This window comes from Pseudomonas sp. GOM7 (genome assembly GCF_026723825.1).
Classification (GTDB): Bacteria; Pseudomonadota; Gammaproteobacteria; order Pseudomonadales; family Pseudomonadaceae; genus Aquipseudomonas.
Map to the genome: position 1 here is coordinate 2,620,150 of NZ_CP113519.1, position 26,438 is coordinate 2,646,587.

The window sequence follows — 26,438 nt, forward strand, 5'->3', positions numbered from 1 at the left end:
CGTTTTGTAGTGCTTTTTTCGGACTACTACATATTCAGTAGACGACTGGTCGGTCACGCACCGCGCCGCATGGGGCGGGCGTTTCAGGGCTTTCAGGGGTTGCGCGACTTGTCCATGCTTCCAGAGGGGCAGGGGCATTGGACTTTGGTCGGAGATATCAGTCGAGGGCTTCGACCTTGATGCGCAGGGACATGTCTTCACGCCCTTGGGTGCTGTAGCGGCGCAGGACGTCGCTCTCGCCGGAGCTGCTTTGCTCGCTGACGCCGCCCAGGGTCATCCACTCGCCGAGACGGCCGCTGACACGGGTATCGGTGCTCTGCACGTCGATCGCGCCCGGCCGGCTGTTGCTGAGCCGATCACGCTGACTGCTGATGGTGAGGTGTACCAGTTCGCCGGAGAGGCTTGCTGTCACGTAGAAGCCGCGGGTCACGTCGCGATACTGAGTGTCCTGATAGACCTGGCCGTAGGGGCCGGTGCGGGTGCTGGTCAAGGGCACGCTCTGGCCCACCTGGATCAGCGCCGGATAGCCTTCGGTGGCCTGCACCTGCTGGGTGCCACCGCCACGGCTGTCGGTGCTGCGGCGGATGATGCGGACTTGGTCACGGCCGTTGACTTCGCCACGGCCGATCTGCACCTCGGCGTTACCGGCACTGAGGCTGCCGTCGACGCCATAGCCGCGGTCGTTCTGCTGGCTGCTATCGGCGCTTTCCACGGTGATCAGCAGGCGCCGTGGGCGGGTATCGAGCTGCTGTAGCAGTACGCGTACTTCGCCGATCTTGGCCGGCGGCGCATTGACGATCAGTTGGTTGCCATAGGCGCTGACCTTGCCCTCGCTGCCGAGCATCGACTGCACCACGCCGAGCACCTCGTCGGCGGTGCGGTAGTTCAGCGGAATCACCTCCGTGGCCGCCTGCAGGGGCAGGCACAGGCAGAGCAGCAGGGCAGTGAGCAGCTTACGCAGGGTCATAGCAGGAAGCTCCGCAGATCGGGGTCGGTAATGCTGGTGTCCCAGGCCTGGTCGAACTGGGTCCGATGTTGACGCACGCGCGCCGGATCGGCGTAGACGGCGTAACCGGCATGCTGATCGAGTTCTGGGCGCAGCAGCAAACCGCTGTCGTCAGCAATCAGATAGCTTTGCTCGAGACTGGGGTAATCAGGATTGAGCTTGCGGATATGCAGGTTGGAAGACAGTCGCCGCGATAGGGCGAGCAGGCGATGGCCTTCCTTCACGGCGCGGCTCGTATCGCGCAACAGGATGCGCAGGCGTGCCCGCGGGCTTGCCAGCAGAAAGCGACTGCAGGCTTGCTGCACACTGCCATGGTTGTAGAGCCAGGGCTCCAGGTCGTCGCTGTACAGGCACAGGCTGCGTTGCGCCTGCTGCATCAGTGCCAGAACGTGGGCGCAAGCTTCCGGCGGCTGGCTGAAACGCTCCAGGCGCTCATGCTGACCAAGGATGAAGGGAGCAGCATCCCACTGCCTCGCCTCTGGCGTGACGGGCTCTGGATTGTGCACGGCAAAACGCCCCGGCGACTGAAATTCGATGGCCGCCATTTCCATGGATTCTGGCGTATCGATTGTGTCGGCCGGGACGTGTTTGTCGTTCATCTGCTTCTCTATTGGCTGGTGCGCACCATATCGACGTGCGGTATGCCGGCGTCGAGGTACTCGTCGCTGACAATCCTGAAGCCTAGCCTTTCATAGAACGGCGTGGCGTGCACCTGAGCGGTGAGCATTTGCTGATGCAGGCCGCGTTTTTCCGCTTCGGCGATCACCGCCTGCATCAGCGTCTCGCCAACCTTGAGGCCGCGCCAGTCCTTGAGTACCGAGACACGACCGATATGTCCATCCGGTAGCAGACGCGCGGTGCCCACGGCGTAATCACCTTCCTCGGCGAGGAAGTGCACCGCTTCGGCATCCTCGGCGTCCCATTCCAGCTCGGGCGGTACCGATTGCTCGGCGACGAAGACGGTGTCGCGGATACGGCGGAGTTCGGCGCTGTCTCGGTACCAATCCGCCACGCGAACGGTGATCTCACTCATCGGCAAACCCCAGGCTGCCCTGTTTGACCAGTTCCCACAGCAGGGTACGCCCCTCGTCGTCGGCCAGCCAGGCGCCGAGGTTTTCCACATGTAACGCATCGGCGCTGCAGATCAGCTTCAGCAGCTCGCGCAGGTTGGTCGAAACCAAGCGGCTCTGGCCGCTGGCGAACAGCACCAGGTCTTCACCCACTTCCGACCACGCCATGCGCGCGCTGGGGTTGCGGATGAGGATCGCGCCGTCTTCCAAGGCGCCGAGGAAGTCTTCCTCCTCGATCTCGATGCCGGCGACCAGCTCCGGATACTTGGGTTCGGTCATGAACTGGCCGAACCAGGTCATCAGCAGACGCTCGTCGCTCATGTGTTCGTTGAGCAAGGCCTTGAGACGCTCCAGGGCGTCGCGCTGGATCTGGTTGGGATCCTCGCTGGGCTGGATGTCGGCATCGCTGTAGCGCTCTTCGTCGGGCAGGAACTGGCCGAGGAAGTCAGTGAAATGGGTCAGTACTTCGGCGGCGCTTGGCGCGCGGAAGCCCACGGAATAGGTCATGCAATCATCCTCAGCGGTGCCACAGTGGGCGAGGCAGGGCGGCAGGTAGAGCATGTCGCCGGGTGCCAGCACCCATTCATCGGTTGGGTCGAATTGAGCCAGGATCTTCAGATCGGCGTGGGGGAGCAGCGGGCTGTCGGCATCGCACATCTGGCCAATCTGCCAGCGGCGATGGCCGTGAGCCTGCAGCAGGAATACGTCGTAGTTGTCGAAATGCGGGCCGACGCCGCCACCAGGGGCGGCGAAACTGATCATCAGGTCGTCGATGCGCCACTTGGGCAGGAACTTGAAGTCTTCCAGCAGTTCGGCCACTTCCGGGACGAACTGGTCGACGGCTTGCACCAGCAGGGTCCAGTCACGCTCGGGCAGCGTCTGGAAGGTGTCTTCGTTGAATGGGCCGCGCTGCAGCTCCCAGGGGCGCTCGCCATGCTCGATCACCAGGCGCGACTCGACTTCTTCTTCCAGCGCCAGGCCGGCCAGTTCGTCCGGGCTGATCGGACTCTCGAAGTCAGGAATGGCCTGGCGCACCAGCAGCGGCTTCTTCTGCCAGTAGTCACGCAGGAATTCACGGGCTGTGAGGCCACCCAGCAACTGCAGCGGAGTATCAGGATTCATCGATAAGCCCTTGAAATGGATAAAAACCTTTAAACAAAAACGCCCGGCTCAGCCGGGCGTCCTCGAGGCTGGTGTACTCAGATACGCTTGGCCTGAGCCACGGCGTTACCGATATAGCGCGCCGGAGTCAGTTGCTTGAGCTCTTCCTTGGCGGCGGTCGGCATGTCCAGACCGTCGATGAAAGCTTGCAGCGCTTCGGCGCTGATGCCCTTGCCGCGGGTCAATTCCTTGAGCTTTTCATAGGGGTTCTCAATGGCGTAGCGGCGCATCACGGTCTGGATCGGCTCGGCGAGCACTTCCCAGCAGGCATCCAGATCTTCAGCAATTCGCTGAGCATTGAGCTCCAACTTGCTGATTCCCTTGAGGCTTGCCTCATAGGCGATGACGCTGTGAGCGAAGCCGACACCCAGGTTGCGCAGCACGGTGGAGTCGGTCAGATCGCGCTGCCAGCGGGATATCGGCAACTTGCTGGCCAGGTGCTGGAAGATGGCGTTGGCGATGCCCAGATTACCTTCGGAGTTCTCGAAGTCGATCGGGTTGACCTTGTGCGGCATGGTCGAGGAGCCGATCTCGCCGGCCACGGTCTTCTGCTTGAAGTAACCGAGGGAAATGTAGCCCCAGACGTCGCGATCGAAGTCGATGAGGATGGTGTTGAAGCGGGCGATGGCGTCGAACAGCTCGGCGATGTAGTCGTGCGGCTCGATCTGGGTGGTGTAGGGGTTCCAGGAGAGGCCCAGGTCGTTTTCGATGAACTGACGGGCATTGGCCTCCCAGTCGATGCTCGGGTAGGCCGACAGGTGGGCGTTGTAGTTGCCCACGGCGCCGTTGATCTTGCCCAGCAACGGCACGGCGGCGACCTGGGCGATCTGCCGCTCCAGGCGGTAGACGACGTTGGCCAGTTCTTTGCCCAGAGTGGTGGGCGAGGCTGGCTGGCCGTGGGTGCGCGAGAGCATCGGCACGTCAGCGAATTTGACGGCCAGTTCACGAATGGCACCTGCCAGTTGCTTCATCAGCGGCAGCAGCACGCTGTCACGGCCTTCGCGCAGCATCAGGGCGTGGGACAGGTTGTTGATGTCCTCGCTGGTGCAGGCGAAGTGGATGAACTCGCTGACCTTGTCCAGTTCCGGCAGCTTGGCGGCCTGCTCCTTGAGCAGGTACTCCACGGCCTTGACGTCGTGGTTGGTGGTGCGCTCGATTTCCTTGACGCGCTCGGCGTGCTCGACGGCGAAGTTCTCTGCCAGCTCGTTGAGCAGGGCGTTGGCTTCGGCGGAGAAGGGCGCGACTTCCGGGATGCCTTCGTGGGCGGCCAGGCGCTGCAGCCAGCGCACTTCGACCAGGACGCGGCTACGGATCAGGCCGTATTCGCTGAAGATGGGGCGCAGGGCGCTGGTTTTGCCGGCGTAGCGGCCGTCGACGGGGGAAACCGCGGTGAGCGAGGAAAGCTGCATGTGGGCGTTCTCGGGCTGTCGGGCTGATAGGTCATCCGAGGCTCTGCGCATGACGCCTGCCTCATTGAAGCGGGCTCTAGCTCAGGCGCCTGGATGGCCTCTGACGAAAAGGGCGCATATTGTACATGAAAGAGCAGCCGCAAGCTTCAAGCTTCAAGCTTCAAGCGGCAAGTAGAACCCGCTCAGGAAATGCTGCGGTTCTTGCTGTTACTTGCAGCTTGTCGCTTGCGGCTGATGGGAAGCAGGCTGGCGGCGAAGATGAATGCCGCGCCGAGCAGCGAGAGGTTGTCCGGCGTCTCGCCCCACAATAGCCAGGCGATGAGGCCGGCGAAGACGATGGCCAGGTAGGCGACTGGGCCGATCAGCCCAGGCGGTGCCAGGCCATAGGCGCGCGACATGATCACCTGGCTGGCGGTGGCCAGTAGGCCAATGCCCAGCAGCCAACCAAGCTGGTTGGCATCCAGTGGTTGCCAACTCCAAGACAAGGGAATGGCGGAAAACAGCGCACTGAACAGCGAGAAATAGAAGACGATGCGCGTGGCTGGCTCGCTGTCGCTCATCTCGCGGATGGACACGAAAGCGAAGGCGGCCAGCAGGCTGGCGGCCAGGCCGACCAATGCTTCGCCCTCGAACAGAGCGGCGCTGGGTTTGGCCACCAGGGCCACACCGCACAGACCGATCAGGCTGCTGATGAGCATGCGTCGAGTCAGCGGCTCCTTGAGCCAGAAATGAGCGATCAGCGGAGTGAACACCGGTGCCGAGTAGGTGAACAGCATGGCGTCGGCCAGCGGCAGGTGGGCGATGGCGTAGAAGAAGCAGTACATCGCCGCCAGGCCGTAGGTGGTGCGCCACAGGTGAGATTTCAGACGAGTGGTGCGCAGTGGCCTGACCCCGCGCACCAACAGCAGTGGCAGAAAGAACAGCACGCCCACCAGATTGCGGAAGAACACCACCGACTCGTTGTTGACGCTGGCGGAAATCTCGCGGATGCCGACGCCGGTAAAGGCGAACAGCAGGGCGGATATGGCCAGCAGGAGGGCGCCCTGCAGCGGTCTGCTGCTGCGAGTCGGGGCGCTCATTCAGGCGCGCATCAGGGCGTAGAGTTCCTTGAGCAACTTGCCGCGACTGAATACCAGTTGCCAGCGATGCCCACCGAGTTGGCGCCACAGGCGGGCCGAACGAATGCCGGCAAGCAGCAGGGCGCGGATCTTCGCGGCGTTGTTCGGCTGCTGCAGGAAACGCATGTCGCCATGCACCTGAATGCGCTGGCGGAAGGTGCTGATGGTGTCCTGGTACAGGCCACCACAAGCCGCGATAACGTTGTCATGCACCAGGCCGAAGTGCTCGACCTGTTGCTGGATCTGATCCAGGCGGCTGCCCATGATTTCCAGCATGTCGCTGCGTTTGTCCAGTTGTCGCTCCAGGCCGATCAGCGCCAGGGAATAGCGCAGTGGTTCGCGCTGCAGGGCCGACGGGTTGCGTTCCAGGGCGCTGATCAGAGCGCGATAGCCGTCACGCAGGTTGAGGTCGTCGCCACCGTAGACGTCCAGTGTGCTTTGCGGATCACGGACGAGAAGGCTGCCGAGCATGCAGCCCAGCGACGCTTCGCTGATCTGGCCGGTGCGGGCGATCCGGTCCGCCAGCACGGCGGCCTCGAAGACGGCGCCGAGGGCGACCAATTGCTCCTGAATCGGGGTCATCGAGCACCCTCTTGGCAAGCTTCGGCGGTTTCGATCACACCGCCACCCAGGCACACCTCGCCGTCGTAGAACACCACGGACTGGCCCGGGGTAACGGCGCGCTGGGGCTCGTCGAACAGGGCGCGATAGCCGTTCTCGGTTCTCTCCAGGGTACAGTTCTGATCGCTCTGGCGATAACGCACCTTTGCGCTCAGGCGCCGCGGGGTGCTCAGATCCACCGGGTTGACCCAGTAGATGTCCGAGGCGAGCAGGGCGCGGGAGAACAGCCAGGGGTGCTCGTTGCCTTGGCCGACGATCAGCACGTTGCGGGTCAGATCCTTGCGCAGTACGTACCAGGGCTCGTCGCCGGCATCCTTCATGCCGCCAATACCCAGGCCTTGGCGTTGACCGATGGTGTGGTACATCAGGCCATGATGACGGCCGATGACCTGGCCATCGGTGGTCTCGATGTCGCCCGGTTGGGCCGGCAGGTACTGCTTGAGGAAGTCGCTGAAACGGCGTTCGCCGATGAAGCAGATGCCGGTGGAGTCCTTCTTCTTCGCCGTGGCCAGCTCGTATTTCTCGGCGATTGCCCGCACTTGCGGCTTTTCCAGTTCCCCGACCGGGAACAGGGTCTTGGCGATCTGCTCGCCGCCGACGGCGTGCAGGAAGTAGCTCTGATCCTTGTTCGGATCCAGCCCCTTGAGCAGTTCGGTACGGCCCTCGATGTCGCGGCGGCGCACGTAGTGGCCGGTGGCAATCAGGTCAGCGCCCAGGCTCAGGGCGTAGTCGAGGAAGGCCTTGAACTTGATTTCGCGGTTGCAGAGGATGTCCGGGTTAGGCGTGCGTCCGGCCTTGTATTCGGCCAGGAAGTGCTCGAACACGTTGTCCCAGTATTCGGCGGCGAAGTTGGCGGTATGCAGCTTGATGCCGATGCGGTCGCATACGGCCTGGGCGTCGGCCAGGTCATCCATGGCGGTGCAGTATTCGGTGCCGTCGTCTTCGTCCCAGTTCTTCATGAACAGGCCTTCGACCTGGTAACCCTGCTCCAACAGTAGCAGGGCGGAAACGGACGAATCGACGCCGCCGGACATGCCGACGATCACGCGTTGGGTGCTAGGTGCTTGCATGGGAGTCTGCGAGTGAAGCCTGAAAAACTGACGAGTCTACCAGAAAGCCTGCCCCCATAGCCCGGATGAAATCCAGGGTGATCGAGGCGGGTGCCCTTGCGCCGTAGGGTGCGCCGTGCGCACCAAGTAGGCATTGCGCTATTTCGTGGTGCGCGCAGCGCACCCTACGCGAGGCGCGCGCTGACGATCAATCGCGCACCAGCTCCAGAGAACCTCGGATGCCGGCCAGATAATCGTCCACGCAGCGCAGTACCAGTTCGCTGCGCCAGCGTTCGGGCTGGGCGGCCAGCTCGTCGCGGGTCAGCCAGGTGATGCCGCTGATGTCGGCGTCCAGCTCGCGCTCGGGGTCGTGGCGCAACGGGCGGGCGCTGAAGCACACGCGCTGGTAGGTCACGCCGTTGCTCGGCGCGGTGTAGAGATAGATGCCGGTCAGGCCGGTCAGCTCCACGTCCCAGCCGGTTTCTTCGAGGGTTTCGCGCAGCGCGGCCTGGCGCAGCGATTCGTTGGCTTCTAGGTGCCCGGCAGGCTGGTTGAGTACCAGGCGACCGGCCTTGAGTTCCTCGACGAAGAGGAAGCGGCCCTGGTCTTCGATGACCGTGGCCACGGTGATATGGGGTTGCCACTGCATTTCGCTTGCTCCAGATGGAAGTGGGGATTTTCGACATCGCGCCATAAAAAAGAACCCCGGCACAAGGCCGGGGTTCTTTCACACTCAGGCCTTATCAGGCATTTAGTGCAGCCAGAGCAGCATTGAAGGTTGCACTGGGGCGCATCACCTTGCTGGTCAGTTCGGGGTTGGAGCGGTAGTAGCCGCCGATGTCGGCCGGCTTGCCCTGTACGGCAGCCAGTTCGGCAACGATGGTGGCTTCCTGCTCGGTCAGTTGCTTGGCCAGCGGGGTGAAGTGAGCCTTCAGCTCGGCATCGTCGTTCTGCTCGGCCAGGGCTTGCGCCCAGTACAGCGCCAGGTAGAAGTGGCTGCCGCGGTTGTCGATCTCGCCCACCTTGCGCGCCGGGGACTTGTTGTTGTCCAGCAGCTTGCCGGTGGCCTGATCCAGGGTCTTGCCCAGCACCTTGGCCTTGGCGTTGTCGGTCTTGATGCCGGTTTCTTCCAGCGACACGGCCAGGGCCAGGAACTCGCCAAGCGAATCCCAGCGCAGGTAGTTCTCTTCCACCAGTTGCTGCACGTGCTTGGGCGCGGAACCGCCGGCGCCGGTTTCGTACATGCCGCCACCCGCCATCAGCGGCACGATGGACAGCATCTTGGCCGAGGTGCCCAGCTCCATGATCGGGAACAGGTCGGTCAGGTAGTCACGCAGTACGTTGCCGGTTACCGAGATGGTGTCCTGGCCACGGATCATGCGCTCCATGGATACGCGGATGGCCTCGTTGTAGCCCATCATGCGGATGTCCAGACCAGTCAGGTCGTGGTCCTTGAGGTACAGCTCGACCTTCTTCTGCAGCTCGCGGTCGTGGGCACGCTCAGGATCCAGCCAGAAGATGGCCGGGGTATTGGACTGACGGGCGCGGGTAACAGCCAGCTTGACCCAGTCGCGGATCGGCGCGTCCTTGGTCTGGCAGGCGCGCCAGATGTCGCCGGCTTCGACTTCGTGCTGCATCAGTACGGTACCGTCGGCGGCCACGACGCGCATGGTGCCATCGGCGGTCATCTCGAAGGTCTTGTCGTGAGAACCGTATTCTTCGGCCTTCTGCGCCATCAGGCCGACGTTCGGCACGCTGCCCATGGTGGTCGGGTCGAAGGCACCGTTGGTTTTGCAGAAGTTGATCATTTCCTGGTAAATGCGAGCGTAGGTGCTCTCAGGCATGACGGCCTTGGTGTCTTTCTGCTTGCCGTCCTTGCCCCACATCTGACCGGAGTTGCGGATCATCGCCGGCATCGAGGCGTCAACGATGACGTCGCTCGGGATGTGCAGGTTGGTGATGCCCTTGACCGAGTCGACCATGGCCATTTCCGGGCGATGGGCGTAGACCTCGTGGATGTCGTGGAGAATTTCTTCCTGCTGCGAAGCCGGCAGCGCCTTGATCTTGTCGTAGACGCTGCTGATGCCGTTGTTCGGGTTGACGCCCAGTTCCTTGAACAGCGCGCCGTACTTGTCGAACACGTCCTTGTAGTAGACGCTGACGGCGTGACCGAAGACGATCGGGTGGGAGACCTTCATCATGGTTGCCTTGACGTGCAGGGACCACATCACGCCGGTTTCCTTGCAGTCCTGCAGGGTCTTCTCGAAGAAGTCACGCAGCTTGCGGCAGCTCATGAACATGCTGTCGAACACTTCGCCTTCCTGCAGGGCGAGTTGCTTCTTGACCTCGACCTTGCCGTCCTTGCCGACGAACTCGATGCGCACGTCGCCGGCCTTGGCCATGGTGATCGATTGCTCACTGGAGAAGAAGTCGCCGCCGCGCATGTAGTCGGCGTGGGACTGCGAGGCCATGCTCCACTTGCCCATGCTGTGCGGGTGCTTGCGGGCGTAGGCCTTGACCGCGGCCGGGGCGCGACGGTCGGAGTTGCCTTCGCGCAGCACCGGGTTCACCGCGCTGCCGAGGATCTTGGCGTAACGGGCGCGCACTTCCTTGTCTTCCTCGCTCTGCGGGTCTTCCGGGAAGTTGGGGATGTTGTAGCCCTGGGCCTGCAGCTCGGCGATGGCAGCTTTGAGCTGGGGTACGGAGGCGCTGATGTTGGGCAGCTTGATGATGTTGGCGTCCGGCTGCAGGGTCAGCTCGGCCAGTTTGGCCAGGTCGTCGTCGATGCGCTTGTCGGCATCCAGGCGGTCGGCAAAGCTTGCCAGGATGCGCCCGGCAAGAGAGATGTCGCGGGTTTCAACGGCGATATTGGCCGATGCGGCGAAGGCTTCCACGATGGGCAGAAGCGAATAGGTAGCAAGGGCCGGAGCTTCGTCGGTGAAGGTGTAGATGATCTTCGAGGGGGTGGACATTTAGCGTTAACTCTCTTCTTTGCTGAGCGCGCATAGAAACTCGACCTGCGCTGGTAAGCGCTTGAGCCCCCTGGTGGTGGGGCCGGGTCGAGGACTCGCCGCGGTGATGTTGGATGCACCCGTAGAGTGTCGAGCGTTTCGAGCCTGTGGCCGGTGGTGGCCTGCCACAGGTTTCAAGAGGCTGCCATCCGGTTCCAGACGGGCCACCCCTTATGACTCGTTAGTCACCTAAGCAGTATATCACTGCGTCGACGCGTCGCAGAATGCCCAGTTGCATAAGACCTTTGCATGCGTGTCTGAATCTTCTCTTTGCGCTACTCTCGGGAGTGCACACTGTCTAACCATGAGATGGAGTCCAGCAATGGGATACCAAAAGATCCAGGTGCCAGCCAAGGGTGACAAAATCACCGTCAATGCCGATATGTCGCTGAATGTGCCGAACAACCCGATCATCCCCTACATCGAGGGCGATGGTATCGGCGTGGATATTTCCCCGGTGATGCTCAAGGTGGTCGATGCCGCAGTCGAGAAGGCCTATGGCGGCGCCCGCAAGATTTCCTGGATGGAGGTTTACGCCGGCGAGAAGGCCACCCAAGTCTATGACCAGGACACTTGGCTGCCGAAGGAAACCCTCGAGGCCGTGCGTGATTACGTGGTCTCGATCAAGGGGCCGCTGACCACTCCGGTGGGCGGCGGCATTCGCTCGCTCAACGTGGCGCTGCGTCAGGAGCTCGACCTGTACGTCTGTCAGCGCCCGGTACGCTGGTTCGAGGGCGTGCCCAGCCCGGTCAAGAAACCGGGTGACGTGGACATGGTGATCTTCCGCGAGAACTCCGAGGACATCTATGCCGGCGTCGAATGGAAAGCCGGCAGTCCCGAGGCGGAGAAGGTCATCAAGTTCCTCACCGAAGAGATGGGGGTCAAGAAGATCCGCTTCACCGACATGTGCGGCATCGGCATCAAGCCGGTTTCCGAGGCTGGCACCAAGCGCCTGGTGCGCAAGGCTCTGCAGTACGCGGTGGACAACGATCGCAGCTCGGTGACCCTGGTGCACAAGGGCAACATCATGAAATTCACCGAAGGTGCCTTCAAGGAGTGGGGCTATGAGCTCGCTCGCGAGGAATTCGGTGCCGAGCTGCTCGATGGTGGCCCCTGGATGCAGTTCAAGAACCCGCGCACCGGCAAGAACATCGTGGTCAAGGACGTAATCGCCGACGCCATGCTGCAGCAGATTCTGTTGCGTCCGGCCGAGTATGACGTAATCGCCACCCTCAACCTCAATGGCGATTACCTGTCCGATGCGCTGGCGGCGGAAGTGGGCGGCATCGGTATCGCGCCGGGCGCCAACTTGTCGGATTCGGTGGCCATGTTCGAGGCGACCCACGGTACCGCGCCGAAATACGCTGGCCAGGACAAGGTCAACCCGGGCTCGGTGATCCTCTCGGCCGAGATGATGCTGCGCCATATGGGCTGGACCGAAGCGGCCGACCTGATCATCAAGGGCACCAATGGCGCCATCGCTGCCAAGACCGTCACCTATGACTTCGAGCGTTTGATGGATGGGGCGAAGCTGCTGTCCTGCTCCGAGTTCGGCGACGCCATGATCTCGCACATGTAATGCCAGGCTGTAGATAAAGAAAAGGCCAGTCACATGACTGGCCTTTTCTCTTGGTGGATCAGGGAAGTATCAGGCGTCGACGGGGCTCTCACTGCTGGCCGTGTGTGGCGCGCTGACAGTGGCGTCCGTTGCCGTGGTGGCGGCGCTGATGTTGACAGCGTGCAAGCCCTTGGGCCCTTGCACGATGTCGAAGCGAACCGCCTGACCTGCCTTGAGTGTCTTGTAACCCTCCATCTGAATGGCCGAGTAGTGGGCGAACAGGTCCTCATCTCGACCATCGGCCAGGATGAATCCATAGCCTTTGGCGTTGTTGAACCACTTGACCTTACCGCTGAGCATGCTCACATCCCTCTGCAAAGAACCCCATCTCTGGAGTATCATCCACTTCGATTCCGCGCGTTAACCGATCCGGCTGGGCGACGGCGCGGAATCCCTGAAACCCTGAAATTGAAAGGGTATTTATTGGTTGTAACACCCTTTTGCCGATAGTCAAGTTGGCACGGCAATGGGTTGAGAAGTCAGTCAAACTCCTTCAAGCATCCCCCCCGTTCGTCCAGCCGAGAACCTTTGATTCCAACATGCATGCAAGTAGCCAGATTCGACTAACATTCAATCAGGATCACCCGGCAGAGCATGAGGACGACTCCTCTGGCGTCGCGATCCAGGAATCCAAGCCAGCGCTCAAGGCACCACCGCTGTACAAGGTTGTCCTATTCAACGATGACTACACCCCGATGGATTTCGTCGTCGAAGTGCTTGAAACCTTCTTCGGCATGAATCGGGAGCTGGCGACCAAGATCATGTTGGCCGTCCATACAGAAGGACGTGCGGTATGCGGCGTCTACACCCGTGACATTGCGGAGACCAAGGCCATGCAGGTCAATCAGTACGCACGGGAGAGCCAGCATCCGCTACTCTGTGAAATAGAGAAGGACGGCTAACGCCGGCCACTTGGGTATGAGGTGAAGCTATGTTGAACCGAGAGCTCGAAGTCACCCTCAATCTGGCCTTCAAAGAGGCTCGCGCCAAGCGTCATGAGTTCATGACGGTCGAGCACCTGCTGTTGGCCTTGCTCGACAACGAGGCGGCAGCCAGCGTGCTGCGTGCCTGTGGAGCCAATCTCGACAAGCTGCGCCATGACCTGCAGGAGTTCATCGACTCCACCACGCCATTGATTCCCCAGCATGACGAAGACCGCGAAACCCAGCCGACCCTGGGCTTCCAGCGCGTGCTGCAGCGCGCGGTGTTCCATGTGCAAAGCTCCGGCAAGCGCGAGGTGACCGGCGCCAATGTGCTGGTGGCGATTTTCAGCGAGCAGGAAAGCCAGGCGGTATTCCTGCTCAAGCAACAGAGCGTGGCCCGTATCGACGTGGTCAACTACATTGCTCATGGCATTTCCAAGGTGCCGGGCCATGGTGATCAGCATGAGCATGACCCGGAGATGCAGGACGAGGAGGGTGGCGAAGCTTCCGCCTCTGGCAATCCGCTCGATGCCTATGCCAGCAACCTGAACGAGCTGGCCCGTCAGGGCCGCATCGATCCGCTGGTCGGTCGTGAGCATGAAGTCGAGCGCGTGGCGCAGATTCTCGCTCGTCGGCGCAAGAACAACCCGTTGCTGGTCGGCGAGGCTGGCGTCGGCAAGACCGCCATCGCCGAAGGCCTGGCCAAGCGCATCGTCGACGAACAAGTGCCCGACCTGCTGGCCGACAGCGTGGTCTACTCGCTGGATCTCGGTGCCTTGCTGGCCGGCACCAAGTACCGTGGCGACTTCGAGAAGCGCTTCAAGGCGCTGCTCAACGAGCTGCGCAAGCGCCCGCACGCGATCCTGTTCATCGATGAGATCCACACCATCATCGGTGCCGGGGCTGCCTCGGGCGGAGTGATGGATGCCTCCAACCTGCTCAAGCCGCTGTTGTCCTCCGGCGAGATCCGCTGCATCGGCTCCACCACTTTCCAGGAATTTCGTGGCATCTTCGAGAAGGATCGCGCCCTGGCACGTCGCTTCCAGAAGGTCGACGTGGTCGAGCCCTCGGTCGAGGATACCGTCGGCATCCTCAAGGGGCTCAAGGCACGTTTCGAGCAACACCACCACATCGAATACAGCGACGAGGCTCTGCGCGCCGCTGCCGAACTGGCCGCGCGCTACATCAATGACCGGCATATGCCGGACAAGGCCATCGATGTGATCGACGAGGCCGGCGCCTATCAGCGCCTGCAGCCGGAAGACAAGCGCGTGGCGCGTATCGATGTGGCCCAGGTCGAGGACATCGTCGCCAAGATCGCGCGAATTCCGCCGAAGCATGTCTCCAGCTCCGACAAGGAACTGCTGCGCAATCTGGAGCGCGACCTCAAGCTCACCGTCTTCGGCCAGGACGCCGCCATCGATTCGCTGGCCACAGCTATCAAGCTGTCGCGCGCCGGGCTCAAGGCGCCGGACAAGCCGGTGGGCTCGTTCCTCTTCGCCGGCCCCACCGGTGTCGGCAAGACCGAGGCGGCGCGGCAACTGGCCAAAGCGCTGGGGATCGAGCTGGTGCGCTTCGACATGTCCGAGTACATGGAACGCCATACCGTGTCGCGCCTGATCGGTGCGCCGCCCGGCTACGTGGGTTTCGACCAGGGCGGTCTGCTCACCGAGGCCATCACCAAGCAGCCGCACTGCGTGCTGCTGCTCGATGAGATCGAGAAGGCTCACCCGGAAGTCTTCAACCTGCTGCTGCAGGTGATGGATCACGGCACCCTGACCGACAACAACGGGCGCAAGGCGGACTTCCGTAACGTGATCCTGATCATGACCACCAACGCCGGTGCGGAAACCGCGTCGCGGGCGTCGATCGGCTTCACCCAGCAGGATCACTCCACCGATGCCATGGAAGTCATCAAGAAGAGCTTCACCCCGGAGTTCCGCAACCGTCTGGATACCATCATCCAGTTTGGCCGCCTGAGTCACGAAGTGATCAAGAGCATCGTCGACAAGTTCCTCACCGAACTGCAGGCGCAGCTTGAGGACAAGCATGTCACGCTGGAGGTCAGCGATGCGGCGCGCGGTTGGCTGGCCGAACGTGGCTACGACGTGCAGATGGGCGCCAGGCCGATGGCACGCCTGATCCAAGACAAGATCAAGCGTCCGTTGGCGGAGGAAATCCTCTTTGGCGAACTGGCCGAGCACGGCGGCGTGGTCTATATCGACATCAAGGATGGCGAGCCGAGCTTCGAGTTCGAGACGGCGGCGGAGGTCGCCTGATCGCCACGCAGGTTGCAGCGGCTTCGGCCGCTGCGCTTCTAGGGCGCCTCTAAAAACGTAAGCGAGGCAGTCAGCGCAATACCGATGGCGGCCCCGCAAAAACAGGCGAAAAAGCGCAGTTTACGTGTTGTAAATGAGCATTTTGAGCCTGTTTTTAACGCGGCGATGGCAACGCAGGTAGTTTTTAGAGTTGCCCTTAGGGGGCAACGAAAACGCCCGGCAGATGCCGGGCGTTTTCGTTTGGTGCTTGGCTTAACGGGCGCGGTAGGTGATGCGGCCCTTGCTCAAGTCATAAGGTGTCAGTTCGACGCGCACCTTGTCACCAGTGAGAATGCGGATGTAGTTCTTGCGCATCTTGCCGGAGATGTGCGCGGTAACGACGTGCCCGTTTTCCAACTCCACGCGGAACATGGTGTTGGGCAGGGTGTCGACGACAGTGCCTTCCATTTCGAAGCTGTCTTCTTTCGACATGCAGTAAAGCCCTCGGTATCCAGAAAATGGCCCGGTGCAACTGGCGCCAGGCAAAAGCGGCGTGCATTGTGCCCGAAAACAGAGGGCTACGCCAAGTGGCTTGGATTGTCGAGAGGGCTTGGAAGGTTGATGGAGGGCGCTAGGGTCTGTTGACGCTTCGGCGCGAACCGCGAGCGAAACGTCAACAGACCCTAGGTCAGCAGCGTCCAGCGTTGATTGACGAAGAGCTCGATGGGGCGGTACTGGGTCTTGTAGTTCATCTTGCGGCAGTTCTTGATCCAGTAGCCCAGGTAAACGGCTTGCAGGCCCAGGCGCTCGGTTTCGCCGATCTGCCAGAGAATGGCGAAGCGGCCGAGGCTGCGTCGCTCCTCGTCGGGGTCATAGAAGGTGTAGACCGCCGAAAGGCCATTGGGTAGCACGTCGGTGACGGCGATGGCCAGCAGGCGATCTTGCAGGCGGAACTCGTAGAAGCGAGAGAACTGCAGGTCGCGCACCAGGAAGGTGGCGAACTGATCGCGACTGGGTGGGTACATGTCGCCATCGGCATGGCGCTGCTCGATGTAGCGCACGTACAGATCGTAGTACTCCTCGGTGAATGCCGGACGTACCGAGCGCACGTGGATGTCTTCGTTGCGCTTGAGAATGCGGCGTTGCTGGCGATTGGGGATGAACAGCGCGGCGGGAATGCGCGCCGGAATGCAGGCCGTGCATTGCTGGCAGTGCGGGCGATAGAGATGGTCGCCGCTACGGCGAAAGCCCATGTCGGAAAGTTCGGCATACACCTGTACATCCATGGGCTGACTGGGATCGAGAAACAGGGTGGTGGCCTGTTCGTCGGGCAGGTAGCTGCATGGATGGGGCTGGGTGGCGTAGAACTTCAGGCGAGCCAGCTCGGTCATGGTGGTACCTCGTTAAAGCCTTGCCTCTAGAGTGTAAGCCAGGGTTTTGAGGCCTACCACACGCGTTGGGCAATATCTGTCGAGGTCACAAGCTGTCGGCATTCGCCCGCTGAGTCATGGATGCCAGTCGGCTGTACTGGGCTCGTCCAGATAACGCTGTAGATACTCGGCGAAGGTGGCGCGCGGTATGGCTCTGGCGCCGAAGCTATGCAGGTGTTGCGTGGGCATCTGGCAGTCGATGAGGGTGAAGCCCCATTGCTGCAGTTTGCCTACCAGCGTGACGAAACCCACCTTGGACGCGTTGTCGGTACGGCTGAACATGGATTCGCCGAAGAACAGGCGACCCATGGCCAGGCCATACAGGCCGCCGACCAGTTCCTCGTCCTGCCAGACCTCCACCGAGTGGGCGAGGCCGCGCTCATGCAGGCGCAGATAGGCTTGCTGCATGCCGTGGGTAATCCAGGTGCCATCGGCGTAATCCCGCGGCGCAGCGCAGGCAGCGATGACGGCAGCGAAGTCCTGGTCGAAGCTGACGCGAAAGCGCTGCTGGCGCAACAGCTTGGCCAGGCTGCGGGAAACGTGAAGCTCCTCGGGGAACAGCACCGTGCGTGGATCCGGTGACCACCAGAGGATCGGCTGGCCGTCCTGAAACCAGGGAAAACAGCCGTGGCGGTAGGCGCTGATCAGACGTTCGGCGCTGAGGTCGCCGCCGGCTGCCAGCAGGCCATTGGGCTCGCGCATGGCCTTGTCGAGTGGCGGGAATTGCAATGAGTCACGTTGCAGCCAGGTCAGCATGCGCAGTTTTCCGGCAGGGCAGGGGAGGGCAAGCGTGGCGGCTCGCCCTTGTCCGTCAGTTGTTGTCGAGGAACTTCTCGACATCCAGTGCGGCCATGCAGCCCGCGCCGGCCGAGGTGATGGCCTGGCGGTAGACGTGGTCGGCCACGTCACCGGCGGCGAACACGCCTTCGATGCTGGTGGCGGTGGCATTGCCTTCGCTGCCGCCCTTGATCTTCAGGTAGCCGTCGTGCATGTCCAGTTGGCCGATGAACAGCTCGGTATTGGGCTTGTGGCCGATGGCGATGAACACACCCGCCAGCTCCAGTTCCTGGGTGCTGCCGTCGAGGGTGTTTTTCAGGCGCACGCCGGTGACACCCGTCTGGTCGCCGAGTACTTCATCCAGGGTGTGGTTCCAGTGCAGGCGCATGTTGCCGTTCTCGGCCTTGTCGAACAGCTTGTCCTGCAGGATCTTCTCCGCGCGCAGCTTGTCGCGGCGATGCACCAGGTGCACTTCCTTGGCGATGTTGGAGAGATACAGCGCTTCTTCCACGGCGGTATTGCCGCCACCGATCACGGCCACCACCTGGTTGCGATAGAAGAAGCCATCGCAAGTGGCGCAGGCCGAAACACCCTTGCCGGAGAAGGCCTCTTCCGACGGCAGGCCGAGGTACTGGGCGCTGGCGCCGGTGGCGATGATCAGCGCATCGCAGCTATAGGTGCCACTATCGCCCTTGAGCACGAAGGGGCGGCTCTGCAACTCGGCGGTGTGGATGTGGTCGTAGATGATCTCGGTGTCGAAGCGCTCGGCATGCTTCTGCATGCGCTCCATCAGGGCGGGGCCGGTGAGGCCTTCGACGTCACCGGGCCAGTTGTCCACTTCGGTGGTGGTGGTGAGCTGACCTCCAGGCTGGATGCCGGTGATGATCACGGGCTTGAGATTGGCGCGCGCAGCGTAGACGGCAGCGCTGTAACCGGCAGGGCCGGAACCCAGGATGATCAGGCGTGAATGCTTGACTTCGCTCATAAAAAAACCCCATAAGCCTTTGTCACAAAAGAGAATGCATGCTCCAATTGAGCCGCATGGAATCTGCTGGCGGCTATGCTACACCGAAGCATTGCTGCTGCGGGAGCGCCGTCTGATTGCTCAGGTTATGACGATAGGCGGGCAAAGCCGTACAATGTCTCCTTTTGCGGCAATTACCGATGGACGCGCCTAGCGCGCAGGATATGGCTGTTTTGAAGAATTCCACCTCGCAGACTCTGGATTGGCGCCTGAAACTTCAGTACCGGCTGAAGGAAGGCGCTCTGATCGCCCTGGCAGCACTCTGTGTGTACGTGCTGATGACGCTGCTCACCTATAGCGCTTCGGATCCTGCTTGGGACAACAGCGTTCAGGTACAGCGCATTGCCAATGCCGGCGGCAGCATCGGTGCCTGGCTGTCCAGTGCGCTATTCGGCGCGCTGGGCTATTTCGCCTACATCTTCCCGCTGCTGCTGGGGGTCAAGACCCTGCAGGTGTTTCGCACGCGCAATCAACCCTGGCACTTCAATGGCTGGATGTTTTCCTGGCACAGCATTGGCCTGGTGTTCCTGATTCTCTCGGGTGTGGCGCTGGGCGACATCCATTTCGCCGCCGGCCCCGGCATGCAGGGTTCCGGCGGCGGCATGCTCGGTGCCAGCCTGGGCGACCTGGCGGTACACGCGCTGAACGTGCAGGGCAGTACCTTGCTGTTCCTGGCGCTGTTTCTCTTCGGGCTGACCGTGTTCACCGACCTGTCCTGGTTCCGCGTGATGGATCTGACCGGCAAGATCACCCTCGATCTGATCGAGCTGATCTACGGTGCCATCAGTGGCTGGTGGAGCGCGCGCAGTCAGCGCAAGCAGATGGTCGCGCAATTGCGCGAGCTGGACGAGCGGGTCAACGAAGTGGCCGCGCCGGTCATCGCCGACCGCCGCGAACAGGCCAGGGTCAAGGAGCGCATGCTTGAGCGCGAGGAATCGCTGAGCAAGCACATGAGCGAGCGCGAAAAGCGCCCGGCTCCGGTCATCGCCACGCCGCCGCCCACCAAGGCGCCGGAGCCGAGCAAACGCGTACAGAAGGAAAAGCAGGCGCCGCTGTTCGTTGACAGCGCCGTGGAAGGCACCTTGCCACCGATCTCGCTGCTCGACCCGGCCGAGGCGAAGAAGGTCGAGTATTCGCCGGAATCGCTAGCCGGCGTCGGCCATTTGCTGGAAATCAAGCTCAAGGAGTTCGGCGTCGAGGTGGCGGTGGATTCGATTCACCCGGGCCCGGTGATCACCCGCTACGAAATCCAGCCGGCCGCTGGGGTCAAGGTCAGCCGTATCGCCAACCTGGCCAAGGATCTGGCCCGTTCGCTGGCGGTGACCAGTGTGCGCGTGGTCGAGGTGATCCCAGGCAAGACCACCGTAGGCATCGAGATTCCCAACGAGAATCGGCAGATCGTGCGCTTTTCCGAAGTGCTGTCGACGCCGGAGTACGACGAAGCCAAGTCGCCGGTGACCCTGGCCCTGGGACATGACATCGGCGGCAAGCCGGTGATCACCGATCTGGCCAAGATGCCACACTTGCTGGTGGCCGGTACCACCGGCTCGGGTAAGTCGGTGGGGGTCAACGCCATGATCCTGTCGATCCTGTTCAAGTCGAGCCCGGAAGATGCGCGGCTGATCATGATCGACCCGAAGATGCTCGAATTGTCGATCTACGAAGGCATTCCGCACCTGTTGTGCCCCGTGGTCACCGACATGAAGGAGGCGGCCAACGCCCTGCGCTGGAGCGTGGCCGAGATGGAGCGGCGCTACAAGCTGATGTCGAAGATGGGCGTGCGCAACCTGGCGGGCTTCAACCGCAAGGTCAAGGATGCCATCGAAGCGGGCGAACCCATCCCGGATCCCCTGTTCCGCCGCGAGAACATGGATGACGAGGCGCCGCTACTCAAACCCTTGCCGACCATCGTCGTGGTGGTGGACGAATTCGCCGACATGATGATGATCGTCGGCAAGAAGGTGGAAGAGCTCATCGCTCGTATCGCCCAGAAGGCGCGGGCAGCCGGCATTCACCTGATTCTTGCCACGCAGCGTCCCTCGGTGGACGTGATCACCGGCCTGATCAAGGCCAACATCCCGACGCGCATGGCCTTCCAGGTGTCGAGCAAGATCGACTCACGCACCATCATCGATCAGGGTGGCGCCGAGCAACTGTTGGGCCACGGTGACATGCTCTATATGCCGCCCGGCACCAGTCTGCCCATCCGTGTGCATGGCGCCTTCGTTTCCGATGACGAGGTGCACCGCGTGGTCGAGGCGTGGAAGCTGCGCGGCGCGCCGGATTACAACGAGGACATCCTTGCCGGTGTCGACGAAGGCGGCAGTGCGGGCTTCGAGGGCGGCGGTGGCGAAGGGGGCGGTGAGGGCAGCGAGGAAGACCCGCTGTACGACGAGGCCGTCAACTTCGTGCTGGAAAGCCGCAGAGCCTCCATTTCCGCCGTGCAGCGCAAGCTGAAGATCGGCTACAACCGCGCCGCGCGGATGATCGAGGCGATGGAAATGGCAGGGGTGGTGACCGCGATGAACACCAACGGCTCGCGCGAGGTCATCGCGCCCGGGCCGTCACGCGACTGACAGCCCGGCACCGGCTGCTGGGCTTGCGGTCTAGATATTTCGAGGCGGCTCCGGCTGCCGGCAATCCTTACACGGACTCAAGGGGTTCATATGCGCTTTATCCGCCTGCTGTTGCTGGCTGCTCTGAGTTTCACCTGGCTCACCGCTCATGCCGACGAGGACGCGGCCGTCAAGCGTCTGACCGAATTGCTCAACCAGGCGCAGACCATCAGCGCCCGTTTTTCCCAACTGACCCTCGATGCCAGCGGCACGCAGTTGCAGGAAAGCGCCGGGCAACTGGTGCTCAAGCGCCCGGGGCTGTTCCGCTGGCATACCGACCAGCCCATGGAGCAGTTGCTGGTCTCCAACGGCCAGAAGGTCTGGCTGTACGACCCGGATCTGGAGCAGGTAACCATCCAGACCCTCGATCAGCGTCTGACCCATACCCCGGCGCTGCTGCTCTCCGGTGACGTGTCGCAGATTCGCGAGAACTTCGGGATCGACTACAAGGAAGGCGGCAGCGTGGTCGACTTCATCCTCAAGCCCAAGGCCAAGGACAGCCTGTTCGACAGCCTGCGCCTGTCCTTCCGCAACCGCGTGCTCAACGACATGCAGTTGATCGACAGCATCGGCCAGCGCACCAATATCCTGTTCCTCAACGTGAAGATGAACGAGCCGGTCGACGACAGCCTGTTCAGCTTCGACATCCCCGACGGCGCGGACGTCATCCAGGAGTAAGCCGTGGATCTGTTCGGCCGCCAACCCGTCGCGCAGCCACTGGCTGCGCGTTTGCGTGCCACCAGCCTGGACGAGTACGTCGGCCAGGAGCACGTGCTGGGGCCGGGCAAGCCGCTACGCGAGGCGCTGGAGCAGGGCGCCTTGCATTCGATGATCTTCTGGGGCCCGCCTGGGGTGGGCAAGACCACCCTGGCGCGGCTGCTGGCCAAGGTCACCGACGCGCATTTCGAGACCATTTCCGCCGTGCTCTCGGGGGTCAAGGAAATCCGCCAGGCCGTGGAGGTGGCCCAGCAGCACGCGGCGCAGTATGGGCGGCGTACCATCCTCTTCGTCGATGAAGTGCATCGCTTCAACAAGAGCCAGCAGGACGCCTTCCTGCCCTACGTGGAAGACGGCACGCTGATCTTCATCGGCGCCACCACGGAAAACCCCTCGTTCGAGCTGAACAATGCACTGCTGTCGCGGGCCCGCGTCTATGTGCTGAAAAGCCTCGACGAAGCGGCCATGCGCAAGTTGGTCAATCGCGCCCTGAACGACCCGAAAGGCCTGGGCGAGCGCCAGTTGAGCCTGCCGGACGAGGCCTTCCAGATTCTTCTGGCTGCTGCCGATGGCGATGGCCGGCGCCTGCTCAACTTTCTCGAGAATGCCGCCGACCTGGCCGAGGACGGCGGCGAGATCGATGTCGAACTGCTGCAGAACTTGCTGGGTGACAGCCGCCGGCGTTTCGACAAGGGCGGCGAGGCCTTCTACGACCAGATTTCCGCGCTGCACAAGTCGGTGCGCGGCTCCAGCCCCGACGGCGCGCTGTACTGGTACGCGCGCATGCTCGACGGCGGCTGCGACCCGCTGTACATCGCCCGCCGTGTGGTACGCATGGCCAGCGAGGATATCGGCAATGCCGATCCACGCGCCCTGACCCTGTGTCTCAATGCCTGGGACGTGCAGGAGCGCCTGGGCAGTCCGGAGGGTGAGTTGGCGGTGGCCCAGGCCATCGTCTACCTGGCCTGCGCGCCCAAGAGCAACGCGGTGTACACGGCCTTCAAGGCAGCGATGCGCGATGCCGCCGAACAGGGCTCGCAGGAAGTGCCGCTGCACCTGCGCAACGCACCGACCAAGCTGATGAAGCAGCTCGGCTATGGCGACGAGTATCGCTATGCCCACGACGAGCCGGACGCCTACGCCGCAGGTGAGGATTACTTCCCCGAAGCCCTCGAACCACGCCAGTATTACGATCCGGTGCCGCGTGGGCTGGAACTGAAGATTCGCGACAAGCTGCAGCATCTGCGTCAACTGGATGCCAGCAGCCCAAGGCAGAGGAGAAAACCATGATCCGCGTAGCCCTTGCTGTTGCCGTGGGAGGCGCGGCGGGTTCCGTGCTGCGCTTTCTGGTGGCGGGTTGGGTTGCTGGCAACTGGCCACGGCATTTCTACCTCGGCACCCTTGCCGTCAACATCGTCGGCTGCCTGCTGATCGGCCTGCTCTCGGGCCTGTTCCTGACGCGCACCGATCTGCCTCTGGAGCTGCGCACCGGCCTGGTCACGGGCGTGCTGGGCGGTTTCACCACCTTTTCCTCGTTCAGCCTGGAAATCATGAAACTGCTGGAGGGCGGGCGTGCCCCGGAGGCCATCGGCTACCTGGCACTCAGTATCCTGGGTGGTCTGCTGGCGGCCTGGGCCGGTCTGAGCCTGGCTCGATTGGCGTCCTGACCCGCTAAAGCTTTACACTCCACCACCCGCGTCACGCTGGTGGCCGTCACCTTATTTCGCCGATGTATTGAGACCCGAACATGCTCGATTCCAAACTCGTCCGCACGCAACTCACCGAAATCGCCGAGCGCCTCGCCACCCGAGGCTTCGTCCTCGACGTCGCCCGCTTCGAGGCCCTGGAGAGTCAGCGCAAGTCGGTGCAGGTGCGCACCGAGCAGTTGCAGGCCGAGCGCAACAGCCGCTCCAAGTCCATCGGCCAGGCCAAGGCGCGTGGCGAGGACATCGCACCGCTGCTGGCCGACGTCGATCGCATGGGCAATGAACTGGACGAGGCCAAGCGTGAGCTGGATGGCATCCAGGCCGAACTCGATCACCTGCTGCTGACCATTCCCAACCTGCCGCACGAGTCGGTGCCGGTAGGGGCGGATGAAGAGGGCAACGTCGAAGTGCGTCGCTGGGGCACCCCGCGTGCCTTCGATTTCGAGATCAAGGATCACGTCGCCCTTGGCGAGCAGCATGGCTGGCTGGATTTCGAGACCGCGGCCAAGCTGTCCGGCGCCCGTTTCGCCCTGCTGCGCGGGCCCATCGCCCGCCTGCACCGAGCCCTGGCGCAGTTCATGATCAACCTGCACACCGCCGAGCATGGCTACGAAGAGGCCTATACGCCTTATCTGGTGCAGGCGCCGGCTCTGCAGGGCACCGGCCAGTTGCCCAAGTTCGAGGAAGACCTGTTCAAGATCACCCGTGAGGGCGAGGCCGACTTCTACCTGATCCCCACCGCCGAGGTGTCGCTGACCAATATCGTGGCCGGCGAGATTCTCGATGCCAAGCAACTGCCGCTGAAGTTCGTCGCCCATACCCCGTGCTTCCGCAGCGAAGCGGGTGCCTCCGGGCGCGATACCCGTGGCATGATCCGCCAGCACCAGTTCGACAAGGTGGAGATGGTGCAGATCGTCGAGCCGAGCACGTCCTACGAGGCGCTGGAAAGCCTGACCGCCAACGCCGAGCGCGTGCTGCAGGCGCTGGAGTTGCCTTACCGGGTGCTGGCCCTGTGCACGGGCGACATGGGCTTCGGTGCCACCAAGACCTACGACCTGGAAGTCTGGGTGCCGAGCCAGGACAAGTATCGCGAGATTTCCTCCTGCTCCAACTGCGGCGACTTCCAGGCGCGCCGCATGCAGGCGCGCTACCGTAACCCGGAAACCGGCAAGACCGAATTGGTGCACACCCTCAACGGCTCCGGCCTGGCGGTGGGGCGCACCCTGGTCGCGGTACTGGAAAACTACCAGCAGGCCGACGGCAGTATTCGCGTGCCCGAAGTGCTCAAGCCCTATATGGGCGGTATCGAGGTGATCGGCTAAGCCGGTTCAGCGGGGTGGCACGGCCGCCTCGTTTCCAAACGGCACGCCTGACGATGGTCGCCGCGCGTAGGGTGTGCTGTGCGCACCAAGGTCTTTCCGCGTAGTTCGGTGCGCACGGCGCACCCTACGAGCCGCCGTTCGTCTTCCCACCTCATGCGAGGCTGATTTATGCAATTCCTTCCGCTGTTCCACAAGCTGCAGGGCCGCCCAGTGCTGGTCGTTGGCGGTGGTGAGGTGGCGCTGCGCAAGGCGCGTCTGCTGGCCGAGGCCGGGGCGCGCCTGCATGTGGTGGCTCCGGAGATCCGCAGCGAACTGCAGGCCATGGCCGGCGAGGCTGGCGTGTTTCTGCGCGGTTACGCCCGCGGCGACCTGCAGGGCGTCGGGCTGGTGATCGCCGCCACCGACGACGAGCCGCTCAATGCGCGCATTTCTGCCGAGGCGCAAGCGCTGGGCATCCCGGTCAACGTGGTGGATGCGCCGGCGCTGTGCAGCGTGATCTTCCCGGCCATCGTCGACCGCTCGCCGCTGATCGTCGCGGTCAGCAGTGGCGGGGATGCCCCCGTGCTGGCCAGGTTGATTCGCGCCAAGATCGAAACCTGGATTCCGGCCACCTATGGCCAATTGGCCAACCTCGGCAAGCGCTTCCGTGATCGGGTCAAGCAGCTATTCCCGGATGTGCAGCAGCGCCGGGTGTTCTGGGAGGACGTGTTCCAGGGGCAGATCGCCGAGAGTGTATTCGCCGGCAAGCCGGAGGAAGGTGAACGCCTGCTGGAAGAACGCCTGGCCGGTGCCGCCCCGCGCGCGCTGGGTGAGGTGTATCTGGTCGGCGCCGGCCCTGGCGACCCCGACCTGCTGACCTTCCGTGCCCTGCGCCTGATGCAGCAGGCCGACGTGGTGCTGTATGACCGCCTGGTGGCCCCGGCGATCATCGACCTGTGTCGCCGCGATGCCGAGCGCATCTATGTGGGCAAGCGCCGCGCCGAGCACGCCGTGCCGCAGGAGCAGATCAATCAGCTACTGATCGACCTGGCGCGTGAAGGCAAGCGGGTGCTGCGTCTGAAAGGCGGCGACCCCTTCATCTTCGGCCGTGGTGGCGAAGAGATCGAGCAACTGGCGGGCGAGGGCATTCCCTTCCAGGTGGTACCCGGCATCACCGCCGCCTCGGGCTGCGCCGCCTACGCCGGTATCCCGCTGACCCACCGCGACCATGCGCAGTCGGTGCGCTTCGTCACCGGCCATCTCAAGGACGGCAGCAGCAACCTGCCCTGGAAGGATCTAGTGGCGCCAGGGCAAACCCTGGTGTTCTACATGGGCCTGGTCGGCCTGCCAGACATTTGCGCGCAACTGGTCGCGCACGGCCGTGCAGCCAACACGCCGGCGGCCCTGGTGCAGCAGGGCACCACGCAGAGCCAGCGGGTATTTACCGGCACGCTGGAGAGTTTGCCGCAGCTGGTGGCCGAGCACGAAGTGCACGCACCGACGTTGGTGATCGTCGGTGAGGTGGTCACCCTGCGTGACAAGCTGGCCTGGTTCGAGGGCGCGCAGCGCGGGCTCTGATGCCTGAGCGAAGCAGGGGGAATCAATAAGATCCGCCCAACACAAT

At 62.7% G+C, this 26,438-nt stretch carries 24 protein-coding genes; 9 read left to right on the plus strand and 15 right to left on the minus strand.

Translation table 11 applies throughout. The features are described 5' to 3' along the window. Window positions 1-157 precede the first annotated feature (157 nt). From OU800_RS11880 to OU800_RS11925, 10 genes are all read right to left on the minus strand, one after another. Window positions 158-967: a secretin N-terminal domain-containing protein gene (locus tag OU800_RS11880; RefSeq protein ID WP_268184032.1), complete on the minus strand. Its 810-nt coding sequence runs from the start codon at window positions 965-967 to the stop codon at window positions 158-160. Then, window positions 964-1,605 carry a DUF7931 domain-containing protein gene (locus tag OU800_RS11885; RefSeq protein ID WP_268184034.1) on the minus strand — a complete coding sequence of 214 codons (642 nt, stop codon included), beginning with the start codon at window positions 1,603-1,605 and terminating at the stop codon, window positions 964-966. Before OU800_RS11885 ends, OU800_RS11880 begins: the two co-directional genes overlap by 4 nt. An 8-nt stretch (window positions 1,606-1,613) precedes the next feature. Next, entirely contained in the window at window positions 1,614-2,039 is a 426-nt protein-coding gene (locus tag OU800_RS11890; protein ID WP_268184035.1) for a GNAT family N-acetyltransferase, read from the minus strand. Beyond that, complete coding sequence (locus tag OU800_RS11895) at window positions 2,032-3,198, minus strand: ribosomal protein uL16 3-hydroxylase (protein ID WP_268184038.1); 1,167 nt, start codon at window positions 3,196-3,198, stop codon at window positions 2,032-2,034. Before OU800_RS11895 ends, OU800_RS11890 begins: the two co-directional genes overlap by 8 nt. Before the next feature lie 77 nt (window positions 3,199-3,275). Then, a complete protein-coding gene (purB, locus tag OU800_RS11900; protein WP_268184040.1) occupies window positions 3,276-4,646 on the minus strand; it encodes an adenylosuccinate lyase in 1,371 nt (456 codons plus the stop codon). A 182-nt stretch (window positions 4,647-4,828) separates the two neighbouring features. After that, on the minus strand, window positions 4,829-5,725 hold the full coding sequence (locus OU800_RS11905; RefSeq protein WP_268184043.1) for a DMT family transporter: 897 nt from the start codon (window positions 5,723-5,725) through the stop codon (window positions 4,829-4,831). Next, on the minus strand, window positions 5,726-6,346 hold the full coding sequence (hflD, locus tag OU800_RS11910; protein ID WP_268184045.1) for a high frequency lysogenization protein HflD: 621 nt from the start codon (window positions 6,344-6,346) through the stop codon (window positions 5,726-5,728). Next, the gene (gene mnmA / locus OU800_RS11915) at window positions 6,343-7,455 is read right to left on the minus strand and encodes a tRNA 2-thiouridine(34) synthase MnmA (RefSeq protein ID WP_268184048.1); all 1,113 of its coding nucleotides are present in this window, start codon (window positions 7,453-7,455) and stop codon (window positions 6,343-6,345) included. The genes hflD and mnmA overlap by 4 nt, the downstream gene beginning before the upstream one ends. Before the next feature lie 187 nt (window positions 7,456-7,642). Continuing rightward, a complete protein-coding gene (locus OU800_RS11920; RefSeq protein ID WP_268184049.1) occupies window positions 7,643-8,083 on the minus strand; it encodes an NUDIX hydrolase in 441 nt (146 codons plus the stop codon). A gap of 94 nt (window positions 8,084-8,177) precedes the next feature. Beyond that, window positions 8,178-10,406 carry an NADP-dependent isocitrate dehydrogenase gene (locus tag OU800_RS11925; protein ID WP_268184051.1) on the minus strand — a complete coding sequence of 743 codons (2,229 nt, stop codon included), beginning with the start codon at window positions 10,404-10,406 and terminating at the stop codon, window positions 8,178-8,180. Window positions 10,407-10,767: 361 nt separating this feature from the next. Between OU800_RS11925 and icd the strand changes: the two genes are divergently transcribed. Then, window positions 10,768-12,024, plus strand: coding sequence for an NADP-dependent isocitrate dehydrogenase (gene icd / locus OU800_RS11930; protein WP_268184052.1), 1,257 nt, complete (start codon window positions 10,768-10,770; stop codon window positions 12,022-12,024). Window positions 12,025-12,093: 69 nt separating this feature from the next. Here the strand turns inward: icd and cspD are convergent, their stop codons facing one another. Then, window positions 12,094-12,363: a cold shock domain-containing protein CspD gene (gene cspD, locus OU800_RS11935; RefSeq protein WP_268184053.1), complete on the minus strand. Its 270-nt coding sequence runs from the start codon at window positions 12,361-12,363 to the stop codon at window positions 12,094-12,096. 239 nt (window positions 12,364-12,602) lie between these two features. Here cspD and clpS point away from each other — a divergent pair, with 239 nt between their 5' ends. Beyond that, on the plus strand, window positions 12,603-12,965 hold the full coding sequence (gene clpS, locus OU800_RS11940) for an ATP-dependent Clp protease adapter ClpS (RefSeq protein ID WP_268184055.1): 363 nt from the start codon (window positions 12,603-12,605) through the stop codon (window positions 12,963-12,965). Between the two features lie 29 nt (window positions 12,966-12,994). Further along, the gene (clpA, locus tag OU800_RS11945) at window positions 12,995-15,265 is read left to right on the plus strand and encodes an ATP-dependent Clp protease ATP-binding subunit ClpA (RefSeq protein ID WP_268184056.1); all 2,271 of its coding nucleotides are present in this window, start codon (window positions 12,995-12,997) and stop codon (window positions 15,263-15,265) included. A 252-nt stretch (window positions 15,266-15,517) separates the two neighbouring features. Here the strand turns inward: clpA and infA are convergent, their stop codons facing one another. The 4 genes from infA to trxB all read right to left on the minus strand — a co-directional run bounded on the left by infA (window position 15,518) and on the right by trxB (window position 18,436). Continuing rightward, window positions 15,518-15,736, minus strand: coding sequence for a translation initiation factor IF-1 (gene infA / locus OU800_RS11950; RefSeq protein WP_002553999.1), 219 nt, complete (start codon window positions 15,734-15,736; stop codon window positions 15,518-15,520). Window positions 15,737-15,927: 191 nt separating this feature from the next. Next, complete coding sequence (locus tag OU800_RS11955; RefSeq protein WP_268184058.1) at window positions 15,928-16,635, minus strand: arginyltransferase; 708 nt, start codon at window positions 16,633-16,635, stop codon at window positions 15,928-15,930. 114 nt (window positions 16,636-16,749) lie between these two features. Beyond that, window positions 16,750-17,430, minus strand: a complete 681-nt coding sequence (aat, locus tag OU800_RS11960; protein WP_268184060.1) for a leucyl/phenylalanyl-tRNA--protein transferase — start codon at window positions 17,428-17,430, stop codon at window positions 16,750-16,752. A 55-nt stretch (window positions 17,431-17,485) separates the two neighbouring features. After that, window positions 17,486-18,436, minus strand: a complete 951-nt coding sequence (trxB, locus tag OU800_RS11965; protein WP_268184062.1) for a thioredoxin-disulfide reductase — start codon at window positions 18,434-18,436, stop codon at window positions 17,486-17,488. 203 nt (window positions 18,437-18,639) lie between these two features. Between trxB and OU800_RS11970 the strand changes: the two genes are divergently transcribed. From OU800_RS11970 to cysG, 6 genes are all read left to right on the plus strand, one after another. Beyond that, window positions 18,640-21,051, plus strand: a complete 2,412-nt coding sequence (locus OU800_RS11970; protein WP_268184063.1) for a DNA translocase FtsK — start codon at window positions 18,640-18,642, stop codon at window positions 21,049-21,051. Window positions 21,052-21,141: 90 nt separating this feature from the next. Then, window positions 21,142-21,768 (plus strand): outer membrane lipoprotein chaperone LolA, encoded by a 627-nt coding sequence (gene lolA, locus OU800_RS11975; protein WP_268184064.1) that lies wholly within the window; start codon window positions 21,142-21,144, stop codon window positions 21,766-21,768. A gap of 3 nt (window positions 21,769-21,771) precedes the next feature. Further along, on the plus strand, window positions 21,772-23,097 hold the full coding sequence (locus OU800_RS11980; RefSeq protein WP_268184065.1) for a replication-associated recombination protein A: 1,326 nt from the start codon (window positions 21,772-21,774) through the stop codon (window positions 23,095-23,097). Continuing rightward, complete coding sequence (gene crcB / locus OU800_RS11985; RefSeq protein WP_268184066.1) at window positions 23,094-23,474, plus strand: fluoride efflux transporter CrcB; 381 nt, start codon at window positions 23,094-23,096, stop codon at window positions 23,472-23,474. The genes OU800_RS11980 and crcB overlap by 4 nt, the downstream gene beginning before the upstream one ends. An 80-nt stretch (window positions 23,475-23,554) precedes the next feature. Beyond that, on the plus strand, window positions 23,555-24,835 hold the full coding sequence (serS, locus tag OU800_RS11990; protein ID WP_268184068.1) for a serine--tRNA ligase: 1,281 nt from the start codon (window positions 23,555-23,557) through the stop codon (window positions 24,833-24,835). A gap of 168 nt (window positions 24,836-25,003) precedes the next feature. After that, a complete protein-coding gene (cysG, locus tag OU800_RS11995) occupies window positions 25,004-26,392 on the plus strand; it encodes a siroheme synthase CysG (protein WP_268184070.1) in 1,389 nt (462 codons plus the stop codon). Window positions 26,393-26,438: the final 46 nt, after the last annotated feature.

Bases quoted from the DNA above. Each gene is read 5' to 3' on its own strand.
- OU800_RS11880 (WP_268184032.1), bottom strand. From the start codon at position 967: ATGACCCTGCGTAAGCTGCTCACTGCCCTGCTGCTCTGCCTGTGCCTG.
- OU800_RS11885 (WP_268184034.1), bottom strand. From the start codon at position 1,605: ATGAACGACAAACACGTCCCGGCCGACACAATCGATACGCCAGAATCC.
- OU800_RS11890 (WP_268184035.1), bottom strand. From the start codon at position 2,039: ATGAGTGAGATCACCGTTCGCGTGGCGGATTGGTACCGAGACAGCGCC.
- OU800_RS11895 (WP_268184038.1), bottom strand. From the start codon at position 3,198: ATGAATCCTGATACTCCGCTGCAGTTGCTGGGTGGCCTCACAGCCCGT.
- purB (WP_268184040.1), bottom strand. From the start codon at position 4,646: ATGCAGCTTTCCTCGCTCACCGCGGTTTCCCCCGTCGACGGCCGCTAC.
- OU800_RS11905 (WP_268184043.1), bottom strand. From the start codon at position 5,725: ATGAGCGCCCCGACTCGCAGCAGCAGACCGCTGCAGGGCGCCCTCCTG.
- hflD (WP_268184045.1), bottom strand. From the start codon at position 6,346: ATGACCCCGATTCAGGAGCAATTGGTCGCCCTCGGCGCCGTCTTCGAG.
- mnmA (WP_268184048.1), bottom strand. From the start codon at position 7,455: ATGCAAGCACCTAGCACCCAACGCGTGATCGTCGGCATGTCCGGCGGC.
- OU800_RS11920 (WP_268184049.1), bottom strand. From the start codon at position 8,083: ATGCAGTGGCAACCCCATATCACCGTGGCCACGGTCATCGAAGACCAG.
- OU800_RS11925 (WP_268184051.1), bottom strand. From the start codon at position 10,406: ATGTCCACCCCCTCGAAGATCATCTACACCTTCACCGACGAAGCTCCG.
- icd (WP_268184052.1), top strand. From the start codon at position 10,768: ATGGGATACCAAAAGATCCAGGTGCCAGCCAAGGGTGACAAAATCACC.
- cspD (WP_268184053.1), bottom strand. From the start codon at position 12,363: ATGCTCAGCGGTAAGGTCAAGTGGTTCAACAACGCCAAAGGCTATGGA.
- clpS (WP_268184055.1), top strand. From the start codon at position 12,603: ATGCATGCAAGTAGCCAGATTCGACTAACATTCAATCAGGATCACCCG.
- clpA (WP_268184056.1), top strand. From the start codon at position 12,995: ATGTTGAACCGAGAGCTCGAAGTCACCCTCAATCTGGCCTTCAAAGAG.
- infA (WP_002553999.1), bottom strand. From the start codon at position 15,736: ATGTCGAAAGAAGACAGCTTCGAAATGGAAGGCACTGTCGTCGACACC.
- OU800_RS11955 (WP_268184058.1), bottom strand. From the start codon at position 16,635: ATGACCGAGCTGGCTCGCCTGAAGTTCTACGCCACCCAGCCCCATCCA.
- aat (WP_268184060.1), bottom strand. From the start codon at position 17,430: ATGCTGACCTGGCTGCAACGTGACTCATTGCAATTCCCGCCACTCGAC.
- trxB (WP_268184062.1), bottom strand. From the start codon at position 18,436: ATGAGCGAAGTCAAGCATTCACGCCTGATCATCCTGGGTTCCGGCCCT.
- OU800_RS11970 (WP_268184063.1), top strand. From the start codon at position 18,640: ATGGCTGTTTTGAAGAATTCCACCTCGCAGACTCTGGATTGGCGCCTG.
- lolA (WP_268184064.1), top strand. From the start codon at position 21,142: ATGCGCTTTATCCGCCTGCTGTTGCTGGCTGCTCTGAGTTTCACCTGG.
- crcB (WP_268184066.1), top strand. From the start codon at position 23,094: ATGATCCGCGTAGCCCTTGCTGTTGCCGTGGGAGGCGCGGCGGGTTCC.
- serS (WP_268184068.1), top strand. From the start codon at position 23,555: ATGCTCGATTCCAAACTCGTCCGCACGCAACTCACCGAAATCGCCGAG.
- cysG (WP_268184070.1), top strand. From the start codon at position 25,004: ATGCAATTCCTTCCGCTGTTCCACAAGCTGCAGGGCCGCCCAGTGCTG.